The 17,405-nt window shown below is 71.6% G+C and carries 13 protein-coding genes; 9 read left to right on the top strand and 4 right to left on the bottom strand.

The features are described 5' to 3' along the window. Positions 1 to 89: 89 nt before the first annotated feature. Positions 90 to 2,618: a flippase-like domain-containing protein gene (locus AB1046_RS17355; RefSeq protein ID WP_369370545.1), complete on the top strand. Its 2,529-nt coding sequence runs from the start codon at positions 90 to 92 to the stop codon at positions 2,616 to 2,618. An 89-nt stretch (positions 2,619 to 2,707) separates the two neighbouring features. On the opposite strand, the gene AB1046_RS17350 is transcribed toward AB1046_RS17355, so the two are convergent. Beyond that, positions 2,708 to 2,989: an HU family DNA-binding protein gene (locus AB1046_RS17350; protein ID WP_020015632.1), complete on the bottom strand. Its 282-nt coding sequence runs from the start codon at positions 2,987 to 2,989 to the stop codon at positions 2,708 to 2,710. A gap of 274 nt (positions 2,990 to 3,263) precedes the next feature. On the opposite strand from AB1046_RS17350, the gene AB1046_RS17345 reads away from it, so the two are divergent. Together AB1046_RS17345 and AB1046_RS17340 are read left to right on the top strand one after the other, a co-directional pair. Further along, entirely contained in the window at positions 3,264 to 4,685 is a 1,422-nt protein-coding gene (locus AB1046_RS17345) for an MFS transporter (RefSeq protein WP_369370544.1), read from the top strand. 137 nt (positions 4,686 to 4,822) lie between these two features. Beyond that, positions 4,823 to 6,943, top strand: coding sequence for a glycosyl hydrolase family 28-related protein (locus AB1046_RS17340; RefSeq protein WP_369370543.1), 2,121 nt, complete (start codon positions 4,823 to 4,825; stop codon positions 6,941 to 6,943). A 74-nt stretch (positions 6,944 to 7,017) separates the two neighbouring features. Here AB1046_RS17340 and AB1046_RS17335 read toward each other — a convergent pair whose 3' ends face one another. After that, positions 7,018 to 7,752 carry a copper resistance protein CopC gene (locus AB1046_RS17335; RefSeq protein WP_369370542.1) on the bottom strand — a complete coding sequence of 245 codons (735 nt, stop codon included), beginning with the start codon at positions 7,750 to 7,752 and terminating at the stop codon, positions 7,018 to 7,020. 92 nt (positions 7,753 to 7,844) lie between these two features. After that, positions 7,845 to 9,911, bottom strand: coding sequence for an NAD(+) synthase (locus AB1046_RS17330; RefSeq protein WP_369370541.1), 2,067 nt, complete (start codon positions 9,909 to 9,911; stop codon positions 7,845 to 7,847). Positions 9,912 to 10,182: 271 nt separating this feature from the next. Here AB1046_RS17330 and AB1046_RS17325 point away from each other — a divergent pair, with 271 nt between their 5' ends. The 6 genes from AB1046_RS17325 to AB1046_RS17300 all read left to right on the top strand — a co-directional run bounded on the left by AB1046_RS17325 (position 10,183) and on the right by AB1046_RS17300 (position 15,178). Continuing rightward, positions 10,183 to 10,479, top strand: a complete 297-nt coding sequence (locus AB1046_RS17325; RefSeq protein WP_369370540.1) for a DUF4287 domain-containing protein — start codon at positions 10,183 to 10,185, stop codon at positions 10,477 to 10,479. Between the two features lie 47 nt (positions 10,480 to 10,526). Continuing rightward, positions 10,527 to 11,762 (top strand): amidohydrolase, encoded by a 1,236-nt coding sequence (locus tag AB1046_RS17320; RefSeq protein ID WP_369370539.1) that lies wholly within the window; start codon positions 10,527 to 10,529, stop codon positions 11,760 to 11,762. Positions 11,763 to 11,854: 92 nt separating this feature from the next. Continuing rightward, positions 11,855 to 13,306 (top strand): sensor histidine kinase, encoded by a 1,452-nt coding sequence (locus tag AB1046_RS17315; RefSeq protein ID WP_369370538.1) that lies wholly within the window; start codon positions 11,855 to 11,857, stop codon positions 13,304 to 13,306. Then, the gene (locus AB1046_RS17310; RefSeq protein WP_369370537.1) at positions 13,303 to 13,968 is read left to right on the top strand and encodes a response regulator; all 666 of its coding nucleotides are present in this window, start codon (positions 13,303 to 13,305) and stop codon (positions 13,966 to 13,968) included. The genes AB1046_RS17315 and AB1046_RS17310 overlap by 4 nt, the downstream gene beginning before the upstream one ends. 125 nt (positions 13,969 to 14,093) lie before the next feature. Next, positions 14,094 to 14,522, top strand: a complete 429-nt coding sequence (locus tag AB1046_RS17305; protein ID WP_369370536.1) for an SHOCT domain-containing protein — start codon at positions 14,094 to 14,096, stop codon at positions 14,520 to 14,522. A 185-nt stretch (positions 14,523 to 14,707) separates the two neighbouring features. Next, positions 14,708 to 15,178, top strand: coding sequence for a hypothetical protein (locus tag AB1046_RS17300; protein WP_369370535.1), 471 nt, complete (start codon positions 14,708 to 14,710; stop codon positions 15,176 to 15,178). An 87-nt stretch (positions 15,179 to 15,265) separates the two neighbouring features. Here the strand turns inward: AB1046_RS17300 and AB1046_RS17295 are convergent, their stop codons facing one another. Then, positions 15,266 to 17,332, bottom strand: coding sequence for a penicillin-binding transpeptidase domain-containing protein (locus AB1046_RS17295; protein WP_369370534.1), 2,067 nt, complete (start codon positions 17,330 to 17,332; stop codon positions 15,266 to 15,268). Positions 17,333 to 17,405: the final 73 nt, after the last annotated feature.

Raw genomic sequence — 17,405 nt, 5'->3', positions numbered from 1 at the left:
CTGGGACGTCCCCGACCCGCCCCGGACATACCAGGCATTATTCCCCCTCCTCCGGTCAAGTAAGCCCCAACGGCCCTAGAATCGCGAGTATGTCCAACTCGCGCACCGACCGGGCAGACGCCGGTGCCGAAGTCTCCGACGTACCTCCTACCGAGTCCGCCGCGCCAACCCTCGTCCGGGTCGTCGACACCCCCGAGGACCGTGTCCGGCACCCGCGCGCGCTGGTCTGGATGATCGCGTGCGCCGTCGGCATCGCGGGCGTCCTGGTCCTGTCGGTCGTGGCGCACGGCACCACCGAGGGCGTCACGGAGGACGTCCGGAGCTTCAACGACCTGCTGGCCGCGATCCTGTTCGTCCCCGTGGCGGTACTGCAGGGCCTGGTCAGCATGTTCGCCCCGGTCGCCGTGATGATCGAGCTGGGCGTCCGCCGGCTCGGCCGGCAGATCGTCGAGTCCATCGTGGCGGCCGCCCTCGGCCTGCTGATCGGCATCCTCACCACGATCCTGGTCAGCAACCTGGGCTCGGACGAGCTCGTGCGCACCATGTCGGTGTGGGAGCGCGGCAACGGGTACGTCCTGGCCATCCCCGAGTACGCCGTTGCCCTGACCGCGATGCTCACCGTCGCGGGGCCCGCCACGCGGCGTCGGACGGTGCGCATCTCGTGGAACCTGATGTTCGCCGCCCTGCTGATCGTGCTGATCACGGGCCAGGTGTCGCTGCCGGGTGTGCTCGTCGCGCTGCTGCTGGGCCGGCTCGCGGGCGCGGCAGTGCAGTACGTGTCGGGCATCCGCAGCGAGCGGGCCTACGGGCCCGAGCTGGTGATGGCGGTGCGGCGTGCCGGCTTCGCGCCGATGTCGCTCACCCGGGTGCACACCTCGGCCGGCCACACGGACAGCCACACGGACAGCTCCCCGGACCTGGTCCCGGACGACCCGGTGGCGCGCGCCCTGAGCCGCGCCGGCGACAACCGCGTGTACGCCCTGTACTGCGACGACGGCGTCCGCCGCGACGTAGTGGTGCTCGACGGCGACCGGCAGGTAGTCGGCATGATCACGCGGCTGTGGCGGGCCCTGCGCCTGCGCGGGATCGAGGGCCGGGCCGCGATCTCGCTCAAGGCCGTGGCCGAGCGCACCGCGCTGCTGTCCTATGCCGCAACCGCCGCCGGCGTCCGCACGCCCCGGCTCCTGGGGATCGGCGAGTTCGGCGACTCGATAGCGCTGGTCCTGGAGCACGCCTCCCACGCCGTCTCGCTCCGCGACCTGCCTGACGACCAGGTGCACGATGACGTCCTCGCCGAGGCCTGGAAGCAGCTCGGCCGGGCGCACGACGCCGGCCTGACGCACCGCGCGCTGACCCAGGACGTGCTGCTCACCCACCGGGACCCGGACGGCAGCCCGCACGTGTGGATCACAGGCTGGGAGCAGGGCGACATCGCGTCGTCGCCTCTGTCCCGGCGGCTCGACCTCGTGCAGATGCTCACGCTCATCGGGCTGCGGGTCGGCCCCCGCCGCGCCGTCGCCTCCGCGGTCCGTGCCCTGCCCGACGCCGACATCGCCGCCATCGGACCCCTGATCCAGTCGATCGCCCTGCCGCGGACCACCCGCGAGGACGTGCGGCGCGCGAAGGGCCTCCTGGGCGAGCTGCGCGGGGCGCTCGTGGAGCGTCTGCCCGAGGCCAGCGTGCAGCCGCAGCGCATCTCCCGGTTCAGCGCGCGCACCGTCCTGACCACGACGCTGATGATCATCGCGGTCGCCGTCATCGTCACCACCATCAACTTCGACGAGATCGCCCGGGCCGTGCGGGAGGCCAACCCGTGGTGGGTGGCCGTGGCCTTCGCGCTCGCCGTGCTCACCTGGTTCGGCGCCGGCCTCACGCTCGTCGCCTTCTCCCCGACGCGGGTGCCGCTCGGGCGGGCCACGCTCACGGCCGCGGCGGGCTCGTTCGTCGCGCTCGCCGCCCCCGCGGGCATCGGGCCCGCCGCGCTCAACCTGCGGCTGCTGACCCAGCGCGGCGTCACGATGTCCATGGCTGTGGCCACCGTGGCGCTGGTGCAGGTGTCGCAGTTCGTCGTCACGGTGCTGCTGCTCGTGGCCCTGTCGATCTTCACGGGGTCCGGGGCGCTCGTGGAGCTGCCGTCGCCGGCGGTCCTGATCGCGCTGGGGAGCGTAGCGCTCGGCGTCGTCGCGACGCTGCTGGTGCCGAAGGTGCGGCGGTGGGGCATGGGGATCATCGCGCCGAGGCTGCGCCAGGTGTGGCCCCGGCTGGCCCAGATGCTGAGCCACCCCGGCCGGCTGGCGCTCGGTGTGGCGGGAAACCTCATCATGACGCTCGGTTACATCGTCGCCCTGTGGTGCTGCCTCACGGCGTTCGGGCAGTCGCTCTCGCTGGTCGACATCGCCCTCGTCAACCTCGTGGGTAACGCGCTCGGCGCGCTCATCCCGACGCCGGGTGGCCTCGGCGGTGTCGAGGGTGCCCTGACGGCCGGCCTGACGGCCGCGGGGGTGCCCGCCACCATCGCCTTCTCCGCGACCATCCTGTACCGCCTGTGCACCTACTGGGGCCGGGTCCCGATGGGCTGGATCGCGATGCGCTACCTGGAACGCAAGGGCGACCTGTAACCCCGGCTGCGGGGCCAGCCGTACGAAGGCCCGGTTCCTGTTCAGGAACCGGGCCTTCGCGTCGCTGTAAAACACTCAGCGGCGAAGCGTCACTTCGCGACGGCCTTCTTCAGCAGCGAGCCGGCGCTGATCTTGACACCGAAGTTCGCGGGGATCGAGATCTCCTCGCCAGTGCGCGGGTTACGACCCGTGCGGGCGGCGCGCTCGACGCGCTCGGCGGAGAGGAAGCCCGTCACCTTGACGGCCTCACCCTTGGCGAGCGACTCGATCAGCACCTCCTGGAAGGCGTTGAGCGCGGCCTCGGCCTCGGTCTTGTTGATCTCAGCCTTGCTGGCGATGGCCGAGACGAGCTCGGACTTGTTGAGCGACATGCGGTTCCCTTCATCGGTCACGTCGTGCGGCGGTACCCGCCCGACGACGAGGCCCCATACTGCCAGCAGATCGGCAGGAATTCGCGGAGAACAGGCACTTCCACGGCGATTCGTGGGCAACTTTCTGCTCACGGCGCACGCGAACCTGTGTACGAACCTGTGGACGACGACGGTGCAGGCCCCTCGAACGCCGTGTCACCGCGCACTATCCGATGACTTCCGCAACCCATAGCGGTCTACCGTTCCGGCAGTGCTACGCCAATGAGAGGAAATCGTGGAGAAACCGCCGTCCGAGGTCCCGGCCACCGTCGAGGGTGCCGTGAACACCGCCGAAGTGCCCGCCGAAGCGGCCCCGCCGACGCCGGAGAGCTCGCCGCACACGCGCCGCAACCTGGTTGTGCTCGTGTTCAGCAACCTGCTGGCCGGTGTCGGGGTCGCGTCCGGCGCCGCCGTCGGCGCGCTGCTCGCCGAGAGCCTGGGCGGCACGTCCATGGCCGGCCTCGCCCAGGCCGTGGGAGTGCTCGCCGCGGCGGTCGCCTCGATCCCGCTGGCGACGCTCGCGCAGGTTCGCGGACGGCGCTGGGCGCTGTCGCTCGGCTACGTCCTGTCCACGGCCGGCGCGCTGCTCATCGTCACCGCCGCGGTGCTCGGTCAGCTCGTCGTGCTGCTGGTCGGGCTCACGCTCTACGGCGTCGCGAACGCGACCAACCTCCAGTCCCGGTACGCGGCCGCCGACAACGTCGGTTCGGGCACCCGGGCCCGGACCATGTCGATAGTCCTGTGGTCCACGACCGTCGGCTCGGTGGTGGGGCCCAACCTCGCGGCGCCCGGCGCGGTGGTCGGCAGCGGGCTCGGCGTGCCTGCCCTCGGCGGCCCCTATCTCTTCTCCGTCATCGCCTACCTGCTGGCCGGGCTGCTCCTGGCGGCTCTCTACCGGGACCCCGTGGGCCGGCAGGAGACCGGGCGGGCCGACGGCGCGAAGCGCGCCGGGCCGAAGCGGGCCACGCCGAAGCGCACCGGAGCCCTCGCGGCGCTCCGGTGGGCGTGGGCACACCCGCGGGCACGGTTCGCCGTGGTGACCACCGCTGCGGCGCACAGCGTGATGATCATGGTGATGGTGATGACCCCCGTGCACATGCAGCACGGCGGGATGTCGCTGCAGCTCGTCGGCATCGTGATCAGCCTGCACGTGCTGGGGATGTTCGCGCTCAGCCCCGTGTTCGGGTGGCTTGCCGACCGCTTCGGCGCGCTACGCGTCGCCGCCGGCGGGCTTGTGGTGCAGGGCGCGGCGGTCGCCCTGGGCTTCGCGGCGGCAGCACTGGTGCCCGACGGCGGGGCGCAGACCGGGGCGCACGCCGGGCACGGGAGTGCCGGTCCAGCCCTCGACACGGAGGTGCTCACGGCGGTCGCGCTCGTCCTGCTCGGGCTGGGCTGGTCGGCCTGCGTGATCGCGTCGTCGGCCGTGCTGGCGTCCGTGGCGGAGCCGGACGTCAAGCTGCCGCTACAGGGCGCGACGGACGCGCTGATGAACTACTTCGGTGCGGGTTCTGCGGCCCTCGCCGGCCCGCTGCTCGCCTGGGGCGGGTTCGAGGCCGTGAACACGGCAGGCGCAGCCCTGCTGGTGCCCGCCCTGGTGGTGGCGGTCCTGGCCGCCCGGCGCCGCGACCATCCGCATGATGGGCAGCCGCTTGCGTAGACGACGAAATAACTCGACGCCTGACTGAAGAATCTCGATGGGCTGGTTGCCCACGCTCCGTCCAGGGCCCTACCCTCGGGATGCGGCAGCGCAGTCGCCCGGCACCTGGCCGGCCCGCCCACAGAGCCGAGTCGACGATGACACGCCTTGGTCCCACCCCAGCAGTCCCTAGATCCCGACGGCCTAGATCCCGACGCTCCCTCGACGCGCGGCTCGCCGCCGGCGTGCTGGCCGCCGTCCTGATCACCACCACCGCAACAACGGCTACGGCCTCGGCGCGTCCTGACGACGCGGCGGACGACCCGGTCGTCACCCGCGCCGGGCTCGACCCGGCGCTCGTCACCGGCCGCGGCGCGGACGTGCCGTTCCTCGAGCAGGAGGCGGAGAACGCTACGACGACCGGCACGGTGCTCGCCGAGAGCCGCGACGCCTACACGCTCGCGGCCGAGGCCTCGGGGCGCTCCGCCGTGCAGCTCGCCGAGGGGGAGTACGTCGATTTCACGCTCCCCGCCGACGCCGACGCGATCACGGTGCGCTACTCGATCCCCGACGCCCCGGAGGGCGGCGGCATCACGTCACCGCTCGACGTGCGGGTGCTGCGCGAGCGCGGCAGCCGCCTCGTGCCCGCCGGCCCGGCCCGCACCTTGACGCTGACCTCGGAATACGCCTGGCTGTACAACGCGTACCCGTTCAGCAACGACCCGCAGGCCGACCTGCAGCAGCCCGACTGGTGGTACCCGGAGTGCGGGTGCGTGCCAGGCACCGCAACACCCGACTGGCTCGTCAAGCCGTTCCGGCCCAGCCACTTCTACGACGAGCAGCGCCTCCTGCTGGGCAAGAAGTACCAGGCCGGCGACGTCGTGCGCCTGGCAGTCCCCCGCGGCGCGACGGCGGACCTCACGACCATCGACCTGCTCGACACCGAGCTCGTCGGGCGGGCGGCAGCCAAGCCGCGCGGCGCCGTGAGCGTGCTGTTGTTCGGCGCCGACCCCACCGGCCGGCGCGACTCCGGCGCCGCGTTCCAGCGCGCCGTCGACTGGGCCTCCGCGCACGAGCGCACGCTGTGGATCCCCGCGGGCACCTTCCAGGTCAATCGGCACGTGGTGGTCGACGACGTCACCATCAAGGGCGCGGGAAGCTGGCACTCGATCGTCCGCGGCCGCGAGGTCGAGCTCGCCGAGCCGGCACCCGACGGCTCGGTCCACACCGGCGTCGGCTTCTACGGAAGGTACGCCGACGACGGCGGCTCGTCCGACGTGCACCTGTCCGGTTTCGCGATCGTCGGCGACGTCCGCGAGCGCATCGACACCGACCAGGTCAACGGCGTCGGCGGGGCGATGAGCGACTCCACCATCTCCGACCTGTACATCCACCGCACCAAGGTGGGCCTGTGGTTCGACGGCCCGATGTCGAACACGCACGTCTCGGACCTCGTCGTGGCCGACCAGATCGGTGACGGCGTGAACTTCCACCGCGGCGTGACCGGCTCGTCGGTGACGAACAGCTTCTTCCGCAACACCGGCGACGACGCCCTGGCCATGTGGGCGCACGTCGACCAGAACAGCGGCAACACCTTCGCTCAGAACACCGTGCAGACGCCGGTGCTCGCGAACGGCATAGCCATCTACGGGGGCCGTGACGTCACCGTCGAGGGCAACCTCGTCGCCGACCCGGTCCGTGAGGGCTCGGGGCTGCATGCCGGCGCGCGCTTCGGCGCGGAGCCGTTCGAGGGCACGCTCACGTTCCGCGACAACACGACGGTGCGCGCGGGCGGCCTCGACCTGAACTGGCGGATCGGCCTCGGCTCGATCTGGTTCTACGCGCTGGACCGCAGCATCGACGCGGACATCACCGTCACCGGCGACCACTACCTCGACAGCACGTACAACGCGATCATGCTCGTCACGGAGTTCGGCGTGAAGGACGCCTACCGGATCGAGGGGCTGCAGGTCAGCGACGTCCGGGTCGACGGAGCGGGGACCTCGGTGGTCAGCGCCCGGACAGCAGGGTCGGCGTCGTTCGAGAACGTCGACGCGCGCAACGTCGGCTGGGCGGGGGTCAACAACTGCGGGGCGTTCAACTGGGACTTCGAGAACGGCTCGGAGTTCACGTTCACCGACCTGGGCGGCAACGACGGGCAGACCATGACGCCCTGGGGCGACGGGCCCGCGAACTGGCTAGGCCGCTACCTGCCGAACATCATCAGCTGCAACGACACCCCGCCCGCCGTGGCACCGCCGGCCCCGTCGCCGTGGTGATGCCCTCCTGAAGTGGCAGAACCTCAGGCCACCCGAGGGTGACCTGAGGTTCTGCCATGTTCGCCGTCAGGCGGTCAGACGTGGGGCTTGCCGTCCGGGTTCTGATTGGGCTTCTCGGCGTCCGGGTCGTCGGGCTCGTTGGCCTGGCGCAACCGGTCGTTCTCGAGGATCTTGCGGCGCATGATCACCACAACACCCACCACGACCAGCACCGCCGCGAGGATGCCGCCGGTCACGGCCAGCCCGCTGACTCCCGTGCCGTTGCCGTCGCCGGCGAGCTCGGTCGCTGCCGCGCTCTCCGTGGCCTCGGCGGTCGGCGTCGCCTCCTCCTCGACGGGATTGGCCTCCTGCGTGGTCATCTCGGGCTCTTCGCTCGGCTCCGCCGTCGGCTCGGGCTCACCCTCCACCACGTAGGTGAGCTCGCCGTCGATGGGATGGCCGTCCGACGAGACCACGTGCCACGCGACGTCGTACTTGCCGGCGGGCAGGTCCTCGGCGAGCTGGGCGGTCACCACCTCGTCGTCGACCTGGATGCCGTAGCCCTGCGCGGTGGTGCCGTCCGGGCCGACCAGGGCGACCTCGATGCCCGTGTCGAGCGGGGCCGCACTGAACGTGAGCGTGATGCTCGTCGGCTGCTCGTCGAGCGTCGCGCCGTCCTTCGGGTCGGACGACAGGAGCTGGTCATGAGCGCTCGCGGGCCCGGCCACCAGCAGCAGCGCCGCAAAGGTCAGGACCGCCGCGAACACGGTGATCACACGGATGAGGCGACGGTTCCCGGACCGAGCCAGGGCAACGGAAGCGGCAGGCATGACGGCACCCTACTCGGCCCTGGTTGTGGGCGGGATCGTTGCGACTGGATGTCCTCTTTAGGCGCAACGATCGCGCCCACAACCAACACGGGTCAGGGGGTGGGGACGTTTTCCAGCTCAGTGAGCCACGCTGTCGCCTGCGCGTCCGAGGGCATTCGCCAGTCGCCGCGCGGCGACATCGTGCCGCCCGCTGACACCTTCGGGCCGTTCGGCAGCGCCGACCGCTTGAACTGCGAGGCGAAGAAGCGCCGCACGAACACCTCCAGCCAGCGCCGGATCGTGGCCAGGTCGTACTCCTTGCGGCCCGACGGCGGGAACCCGGGCGGCCACTCGCCGTCGTCCACCGCATGCCAGGCATGCCAGGCCAGGAAGGCGATCTTGGACGGCCGGTAGCCGCGGCGCAGCACGTGGAACAGCGTGAAGTCCTGCAGGGCGTACGGGCCGACCATCGCCTCCGTGGACTGCGGCGTCTCGCCCTCCTCCGTGGGAATCAGCTCGGGTGTGATCTCCTGCTCGACGATCTCGGTCAGCACGGCGTTCACCGGGCTGTCCGCCTCCGCCGCGAACTGCCCGCTGTCGATCGTCCACCGGATCAGGTGCTGGATCAGCGTCTTCGGCACGCCCGTGTTGACCGCGTAGTGCGACATCTGATCGCCCACGCCGTACGTGCACCAGCCGAGCGCCAGCTCCGAGAGGTCGCCCGTGCCGAGCACTATGCCGCCGCGGTGGTTCGCGAGCCGGAACAGGTAGTCCGTGCGCAGCCCGGCCTGGACGTTCTCGAACGTGACGTCGTACTGCTTGGCGCCGTCCGAGTACGGGTGGTCCAGGTCGCGCAGCATCTGCTCGGCGGCGGGGCGGATGTCGAGCTCCTGGAACGTCACGCCCAGCGACTCGGAGAGCCGGATCGCCCGGTCCTTCGTCTCCTTGCCCGTGGCGAAGCCCGGCATCGTGAACGCGTGGACGTCGGTGCGCGGCCGGCCCAGCCGGTCCATCGCCTTGGCCGCGACGATCAGCGCGTGCGTCGAGTCCAGGCCGCCGCTGACCCCGATCACCACCTTCGGCTGCCCGATGGCGCGTAGCCGCTGTTCGAGCCCGGCGACCTGGATGTTGTAGGCCTCGTAGCAGTCCTGGGCGAGGCGCTCGGCGTCGTCGGGCACAAACGGGAACCGGTCCACCTTGCGGCGCAGGCCGATGTCGCCCTGCGGGGGGTGCACGCTGAACGTGACCTCCCGGAACTCGTCCTCACCGTTCGAGCCGGGCGCGGTCATCCCCAGCCCGCGCCGGTTGTCGTCAAAGGTGCCCTGCCGCAGGCGCTCCTGGCGCAGGCGGTCCAGGTCGACGTCGACCACGGTGGCGCGTGCGCCGTCGGGGAACCGCTCGGTCTCGCCGAGCAGGTCGCCGGCCTCGTAGACCATGGTCTGACCGTCCCAGGACAGGTCGGTGCTCGACTCGCCCTGGCCGGCGGCCGTGTAGACGTAGGCGGCGTTGCAGCGGTAGCTCCCGCTGCGCACGATCAGCCGGCGGTCCTCGGCGCGCGCCACGGTGACCGGGCTCGCGGACAGGTTGAGCAGCACCGTCGCTCCCGCGAGCGCCGCCAGCGCGCTCGGCGGCACTGGCACCCACATGTCCTCGCAGACCTCGACGTGGAACGCGAGCCCGGGCACGTCGTCGGCCCGGAAGATCAGGTCGGGGCCGAGCGGTACCTCCTCGCCCAGCAGGGTGAGGGTGCCGCGGTGGTCGTCGCCGGGGGCAAACTGCCGCTTCTCGTAGAACTCGCGGTAGTTGGGTAGGTAGGACTTGGGCGCGACGCCGATGATCCGCCCGCAGTGCACCACGACGGCGGCGTTCAGCAGGCGGCTGCCGACCAGGAGCGGCGCCCCGACGACGAGCGCCGTGGTGATCTCCACGCTCGCCGCCTTGATGTCGGCGAGGGCCGCCAGGACGGCCTCCAGCAGCGTGTCCTGCATGAGCAGGTCGTCGATCGCGTACCCGCTCAGGCAGAGCTCGGGGAACACCGCGACGGCCACGCCGTCGTCGTGCAGCTGCCGCGCCTGGTCCAGGACCATCGCGGCGTTGGCCGCGGGGTCGGCGACGGCGACTGGGATGGTGCAGGCCGCGACCCGGGCGAACCCGTGGGCGTACGCGTTGTAGAAGTCCACGGTTCGAGTCTATGGACGGGCGCGAAGTTTGCCGGTCTGGGTGAGGTCGGCACGTTCCTGTGACGTCGGCACTTGGTGACGCCCATCCGGTCGGCAACCTGCTGCTGCGTCATACGCCGCTGCTTGCGAAGCTCGGCGAGCCGGTATCCGACGGCGAGCGCCTACTTGTCACGTACGTGTCAACCACGATGAGTTCCGCCGACCCACGGCGTCTGTGCTGATAGAACGCTGCGCCTACCTGGCGTGGCACCAAATCGTGAAGGGACCACCGATGTCATTTCAGGCCTACCTCGACGCCGTCGAGGACAAGACGGGGCACACGCCACGACAGCTCGTCGAGCTCGCCGGGGAGCGCGGCTTCGACGCGTCCACCAAAGCCGCCCCGATCCTCGAGTGGCTCAAGGAGGACTTCGGCCTGGGCCGGGGGCACGGGATGGCCATGGTCCACGTCATCACCAAGGGGCCGCAGATAAGCACCAAGCATGTGGGCACCTCTGGCACGCATCGCGACGAGTCCGACACCCTCTGGCTGGACGGCAAGGCGACCAACCCGGCGTCGTCCGGCTGAGCCGCGGGGGTTCCGGAGATCTCATTACCTCGGGTAATGATGTACCCATGACAACCCGCTCCAGCATCGCCATCACCAACGCCTACGTGGTCCCCGTGGCCGGGGACCCGATCGAGAACGCGACGGTCCTGATCGAGGACGGCGTGATCACCGCCGTCGGGCAGAACATCGCGGTTCCTGAAGGGACCGAGACCATCAACGCCCAGGGCAAGTGGCTCCTGCCCGGCTTCGTCGAGGGGCACGGCCACCTGGGCGTGCACGAGGAGGGCGAGGGGTGGGCCGGCAACGACACCAACGAGATGACCGACCCCGACGGGTCCGCGTTCCGCGCGCTCGACGCCATCAACGTGGACGAGGAGGGCTTCCGCGACGCCCTCGCCGGCGGCGTGACGACGGCGGTCATCAAGCCGGGCTCGGGCAACCCGATCGGTGGCCAGACCGTCGCAATCAAGACCTGGGGCGGCCGCACGGTCGACGAGCAGGTGCTCAGCGACTCGGTGTCGGTCAAGAGCGCGCTCGGCGAGAACCCGAAGCGCGTCTACGGGGACAAGAAGCAGCTCCCATCGACCCGCCTGGGTGTCGCCAACGTGATCCGCCAGGCGTTCGTCGACGCCCAGAACTACGTCGCCAAGCGGGATGCCGCGGCCGAGGAGGGCAAGCCGTTCGAGCGTGACCTCGGCAAGGAGACGCTGGCTCGCGTCCTGGCCGGCGAGCTCGCCTGGGACCAGCACACGCACCGCGCCGACGACATCGCCACGGCGATCCGCCTCTCCGAGGAGTTCGGCTACCGCCTCGTCATCAACCACGGCACCGAGGGCCACCTGATCGCCGATGTCCTCGCCGAGAAGGACATCCCCGTCATCTACGGCCCGATGTTCGTCTCGCGGTCCAAGGTCGAGGTACGGCAGCGCGCGAACCGCAACATCGCGGCGATGGCGGCCGCGGGCGTGCGCGTCGCGATCACGACCGACCACCCCGTCATCCCGATCAACTTCCTGGTGCACCAGGCCTCGTTCGCGGCGCGCGACGGGCTGCCTCGCGAGACGGCGCTCGCCGCGATCACGTCCAACCCGGCGTCGTTCCTCGGCCTGGGCGACCGGGTGGGCGCCATCAAGGAGGGGCTCGACGGCGACGTCGTGCTGTGGTCGGGCGACCCGCTCGACACCGACTCGCGCGCCGAGCGCGTCTTCATCACCGGCACCGAGGTCTACACCTGGGACCCGACGGCAGACGCCGGCCGCGGCGCAGGCCGCGTGGTGGAGCGCGCGTCCCGCTTCGCCTGACAGGGCGGATGATCACCCCCGGCACCTCCGTATGACACGCGGCGGCACCCGGGGGTGACGCGGCGGGGGGCGGCCCGGCGTAGCGTGCGAGCATGCTGGGCACCGTCCGTCCGCGAAGCGACGCCTTCGCCGACCCCTCCGTCGGCCCGTTCGACCGCACTCGACCACGCGCGTTCCTCGCCGTCGCCGTGGCAGTCATCGGCACGGTGGGCTCGCTCGGCGCTGCCCACGCGCAGTCCTGGGCCACCGCACCCGGCCTGGTCGGGACGCTCCTGCTCCTGGTCGCGCCAGCGACCCTGCTGTTCCTCCTGCCCCGCCGCCCCGCGCTCGCGACGGTCGTGTCGGTCGCAGCGACCATCACCTTCCTGCTGCTCGGCTTTCCGTGGGGCCCGGTCTTCCTCGGGCCGGTCGCCGTGCTCGCGAGCGTCATGCTCAGCGGCGAGGCACGCCGGGCCCGGCTGATCGCATGGTCGGGCGCCGCGCTGCTCTCGGGCGGCGTGGCGGCGGTCGCCGCGCTGCTCATCTCACGGATCCGGCAGTCGCCGATCGACGATCCCCCGACCCCGGACGAAGGCTGGTCGAAGGGCCCCTGGTCCTACGGCGGTCCCGGCATGGCCGGCGGGGACAGCACGTGGTTCCTGACGACGGGATCGCTGGTCGCGAGCGCCGCATGGCTCGCCGTCGTGCTGCTGATCGCGAGCGGCGCGCGCGACCGGATCTCGCGCCGGGTGGCGGCCCGCACCGCTGCCCGGGAGACGGCGGCCGAGCGCGAGCGCACCGCCGTCGCCTCGGAGCGGCTACGGATCGCACGCGAGCTGCACGATGTGCTCGCCCACTCGTTGTCGGCCATCAACGTTCAGGCCGGGGTGGGCCTACACCTCCTGGAGAAGAACCCCGGCCAGGCGCGCGAGGCCCTGTCCAACATCCGCGACACCAGCAAGGAAGCGCTCGCCGAGGTCCGCGTGGTGCTCGGGATCGTCCGCGACGGCACGTCACCGTCCGCACCGGGCTCCCTGCCCGACGACGCCCGCGCGGCCTCCGTCGACCCCGGCGGCGCGGCGGGAACGCCGACCGGGTGGGACGACGTCGCCCCGCTCACCCCGACCTGGGACCTCACGGCTCTGCACCGCCTGGCCGACCAGGCCCGAGCCGACGGTCTCGACGTGACCGTCGACCTCGCTCCCGACGTGGGCGAGCTGCCCGACCACGTAGCCGGCGTTGTGCACCGGGTAGTCCAGGAGTCGCTGACCAACGTGCGCCGGCACGCGCGATCCGCCCGCCACGTCACCCTGCGGGTGACCTGGCGTGACGGTCTCGAGGTTGTTGTGGCCGACGACGGCGTGCCACCCGGCGGGACGAGCCGGCCGGGGCAGCCCGGCTACGGGCTGCTCGGCATGCGCGAGCGGGTCGAGGGTGCTGGTGGCAGGCTCACCGCGGGTCCTCGTCCGGACGGGAGCGGCTGGGCGGTGCGGGCCACGCTCCCGGTCGCCCGGATCGAGAGCCCACCGCCGTCAGATACCCCGGAGACCGGAGAAACCGCATGATCGACGTCCTGCTCGCCGATGACCAGGCCCTGGTGCGCGGCGGGTTCCGCGCCCTGATCGACTCCGAGGACGACATGCAGGTTGTCGCCCAGGCCGCGACCGGCGGCGACGCGGTAAAGCTCACGCTCGACCACCTGCCCCAGGTGGTGCTCATGGACATCCGGATGCCGGGCATGGACGGGCTGGAGGCGACGCGGCGGATCATCGCGGAGCCGCGGGCTGCGGACGTGCATGTAGTGGTCGTGACGACGTTCGAGCTGGACGAGTACGTCACGGAGGCGATCCGCGCGGGGGCCTCGGGGTTCCTGGTCAAGGACACCGAGCCGGCGGAGCTGGTCCGCGCGGTGCGGGTCGCGGCGTCGGGCAATGCGCTGCTGTCCCCCACGGTGACGCGGCGGCTGCTGGCCAAGGTGGCCGAGGCGACCCGGGACGTGCGCCCGGTGCCCGCGCTCGCCGAGCTGACGCCGCGTGAGCGGGAGGTGCTCGTCGAGGTGGCGGGCGGGCTCGCGAACGACGAGATCGCCGGAAAGCTGTATCTGTCGGAGTCGACGGTGAAGACGCACGTCTCCCGGGTCCTCATGAAGACCGGTTCGCGCGACCGCGCGCAGCTGGTGGTGCTCGCGTACGAGGCGGGGTTGGTGCGCCCGGGCTGGGTGCAGTGAGCAACAGGTCCCGGCACCACGGGGGTAGGTGGGCAGGTACGCGGGGCTGACGACCCCGGCGTCGGGCAGCGGGAGTCTGGTGGTGTGGCCGGAACGACCGGCCGAACCGAATGCTGGAGGTCGACATGCTCACCGCGACGACAGAAGTCCTCGCCAACGGGCCCCACTACGGCTGGGGCGGACCCGGCCCGTTCTTCTTCATCTTCCCGCTGCTGTGGTTCCTGCTGTTCGCCACCGTGATCTTCCTGATCGCGCGGCGCGCCCGGCGTGGGGCACGTGGCGGATGGGGCGGACCCTGGGCAGCGCACACGACGGCGAACGCCGACCCGGTGGCGCTCCTCGGTAACCGCTTTTCCCGCGGGGAGATCGACGAGGCCGAGTACCGCTCCCGGCTCTCCGTGCTCCGCTCGGCGGACCCCTACCCCAGCGCCGGCCCTGCGGCCGGCCCGAGCGCCGCTCCGAGCACCGGCCCGAGCACCGGCCCGACGGCGTCCGACACCCCGCCCGCGGCCGCCGCACCGCAGGACCAGCCGCCGGCCGACGGCGACCGCTGATCCATCCCGCGCTGTCTCAGGCGTCCAGGCCACCTCGGTGACCTGGACGCCTCACACGTATCGGGAGCCCCGGGGAGAACTCCCCAAGGGCGATTGGTCGTCCGTGATGGCGGTGGCGCTAGACTCGCGGGCGAGTGCGACCGAACTGCACTCTTCTGACCCCGTTGACGTGAGGGAAGTAGATCGTGAGCACCAGCAAGAACTGGGCGGCCGCCGCACTGGTCTCCTGTGCACTTCTGCTGTCCGGATGCGCGGCCCTCGAAGACATGGCCAGCGAGTTCGCCCCGTCGGGCGAAGAGGTTCAGCAGTCGGCACCATCACCCGAGGCCGAGGCCCCCGTCGTCAGCACCGGCGAGTACGACCTCGTCGAGGCGTGCAACGCGTTCTTCACGGGGCCGCTCCTGGCGACCATCTCGGCAGCCGCGCCGGCCGTCGGCGCCCCGCTCACCGAGGACGGGACCGGCGCCGCAAGCAGCATCAGCAAGAGCATCGGGCTGCTCATCGGCGAGTCCGACGAGGTCAGCATCGGCCACCTCGAGGCGGTGCGCGCCCCGTTCGACCAGGCCCTCCAGGGTTCGATCGCTCGCCCGAGGGCTGTCTCGGCCGCCGTCGACTCCTATCGGGCCGCCTGCACAGAGGCAGGCTTCGAGGGCTGACCCCTGAAGCCGCGAAGTAGAGCGCCTGTCCGGCTCTCCCTGGTGTCATCGGGGAGAGCCGGACAGGCGCTTCGCGGCTTCAGGGGGTCAGCTCCCCGTGAGGAACTCGTGCATCACCGGGCCGGCCGTCGTCGAGCCGAGCTCGCCCTCCTCGATGAACACGACCGCCGCCAGGTCGTCGGTGATCGCGACCATCCACACGTGCGCCCGGGTCCCATCCCCGAACTGGGCGGTGCCGGTCTTCGCGCCGACGATCCCGGGCACGTCCTGCAGCACTGAGGCAGAGCCCTGCTGCACCACACCGCCCATGAGGTCACGCAGCATGGCCGCCTCGTCCGCGGTCAGGTCACCCGACGGGGCCGCTTCCGCCTCCTCGCCCGACGGTTCCACCAGCCACGGGGACACGGTGTGGCCCGCCGAGACGCTTGCCCCGACGGTCGCGATCGCCAGGGGCGTGGCCAGCACCTGACCCTGCCCGATCATCGTCGCCGCATGCTCCGTGGCCGTCGCCTCGACCGGGACGTCGCCCATCGCGCCCGCGGCACCGAAGACCGTGAGCTCGACGCCCAGGCCGAGCGCCGCGGCGGCGTCGTGCAGCTCCTGCTGCGAGATCGCCGAGTGCTGCGAGATGAAGGCCGTGTTGCACGAGTTCGCGAACACGGACCGGAACGGCACCGCATCACCGAGGCCGGACTGCGGGAAGCCGGGAACGTTCTGGAACTCGCGCCCCTCGACGGTGATCGACGGTGTGCAGGGCAGCGTGGTGTCCGGCGTGGTCCCGGCGCGGATCATCGCCAGGGACGTCGCGATCTTGAACGTCGACCCCGGCGGGTACTGCCCCAGCGTCGCCGTGCTGTATCCCTCGGAGCCCGGACCGGACGCCGCCGCGAGCACCTGTCCGGTCGACGGTCGGATCGCCACTATCGCGCTGGCCAGGTCGCCGAAGTCGTCCAGCGCCGCCTCCGCGCGCTGCTGGATCGCCGGGTCGAGCGAGACCGTCAGGGGCTCGCCGTCCTGCTGCTCGATGGTGAACGCCTCGCGCGCCTCGCCGCCCTCCTCGGCCGGCTCGATGGTCACCGCCACGCCGGGCACGCCGCGCAGCTGCTCGTCATGGGCGAGCTGCAGCCCGGAGAGACCGACCATGTCGCCGGCCCTGATGGTGCCCTCCGACTCCTCGACGATCTCCGCGGTCGCCTCGCCGACCGAACCGAGCACCGCCTGGGCGAAGCCCCGCTCAATCGCCAGCGGCAGCTCGTCCGGGATCCCGACGACACCGGGGATCGCCATGGCGGCGTCGAAGTCGTACTCCGTGGAACCCTCGCGGATCGTGATGACCTCGACGAACGCCTGCGAGCCGGCGGCCTCGACCTGCGCTGCGATGTCGGCGGTCGTCGCGGCGTCGAAGTCCAGCACGTTCCCGAGCTGCTCGGCGGCCGTGTCCCAGCCCGGACGAGACTTGTCGATGCCCACGTGGTGCACGGGGGTGAGGCCGACCAGCGTCTCGCCGCTCGTCGTGACGATGTCGCCGCGCACCGGTTCGGTGCGCTCGACGGCGAGCCGCTCGCCCGACTCCAGGCCCGGCACCAGCAGACCCGGGCTCCAGGCGGCTTCCCAGGCTCCGGCCTCGCCGTCCGTCGGGCCGGGGTAGGTGAGCTGCGCGACGGTCTCGTACTCCCAGGCCTCCTCGGTCGCGACGGGCCAGGTCCAGGCGAGTGTCGCCGTCGCCGTCGCGGTGCCGCCGTCGCCCTCCTGTACCGGGGTGACGCTCTGCACCGTGACAGTCCCTGCATCCTCGCCGACGGCGGCCACGAGCTGCTCGAACACCGCGGCATACTGCTCGTCCGGCGACGCCGAGGTGTCCAGGACGAGCGGGAAGTCCGCGGGCGTGCCGGCCTGAAGTGCCGCGGCGAGCTCGTCAGCGGCCGGCGCCGGATCGGGGATCGGCGGCGGGCGGAGCAGGTACCAGACGCCGGCGCCCGCTGCGAGCAGCAGTACGACGACGCTGGTGATGATCAGCGCGCGTCGGCCCTTGCGCGGTGGCGCCGGCGGGACCGGCGGCGGTCCGATCGGCGGCCCGGTGTACCCGCCGGAGGGCGGGGGCGCGGCATACCCACCTGGCGGCGGCGGTACCGGTGCATGACCGTCCACAGGCATTTGGGGTGAAGAGTGTCCGCTCATGGTCTGGAGCCTAGGGGTGAGGTCATGTTCGTCACGTGTTGCCACCTGG

This window comes from Promicromonospora sp. Populi, assembly GCF_041081105.1.
Taxonomy (GTDB): Bacteria; Actinomycetota; Actinomycetes; order Actinomycetales; family Cellulomonadaceae; genus Promicromonospora.
This window is presented reverse-complemented; position numbering and strand designations above follow the sequence as displayed.

Coding starts and splice junctions, on each gene's coding strand:
- AB1046_RS17320 (WP_369370539.1), top strand. CDS start 10,527: ATGACAACCCGCTCCAGCATCGCCATCACCAACGCCTACGTGGTCCCC.
- AB1046_RS17315 (WP_369370538.1), top strand. CDS start 11,855: ATGCTGGGCACCGTCCGTCCGCGAAGCGACGCCTTCGCCGACCCCTCC.
- AB1046_RS17295 (WP_369370534.1), bottom strand. CDS start 17,332: ATGCCTGTGGACGGTCATGCACCGGTACCGCCGCCGCCAGGTGGGTAT.
- AB1046_RS17355 (WP_369370545.1), top strand. CDS start 90: ATGTCCAACTCGCGCACCGACCGGGCAGACGCCGGTGCCGAAGTCTCC.
- AB1046_RS17325 (WP_369370540.1), top strand. CDS start 10,183: ATGTCATTTCAGGCCTACCTCGACGCCGTCGAGGACAAGACGGGGCAC.
- AB1046_RS17335 (WP_369370542.1), bottom strand. CDS start 7,752: ATGCCTGCCGCTTCCGTTGCCCTGGCTCGGTCCGGGAACCGTCGCCTC.
- AB1046_RS17340 (WP_369370543.1), top strand. CDS start 4,823: ATGACACGCCTTGGTCCCACCCCAGCAGTCCCTAGATCCCGACGGCCT.
- AB1046_RS17350 (WP_020015632.1), bottom strand. CDS start 2,989: ATGTCGCTCAACAAGTCCGAGCTCGTCTCGGCCATCGCCAGCAAGGCT.
- AB1046_RS17305 (WP_369370536.1), top strand. CDS start 14,094: ATGCTCACCGCGACGACAGAAGTCCTCGCCAACGGGCCCCACTACGGC.
- AB1046_RS17310 (WP_369370537.1), top strand. CDS start 13,303: ATGATCGACGTCCTGCTCGCCGATGACCAGGCCCTGGTGCGCGGCGGG.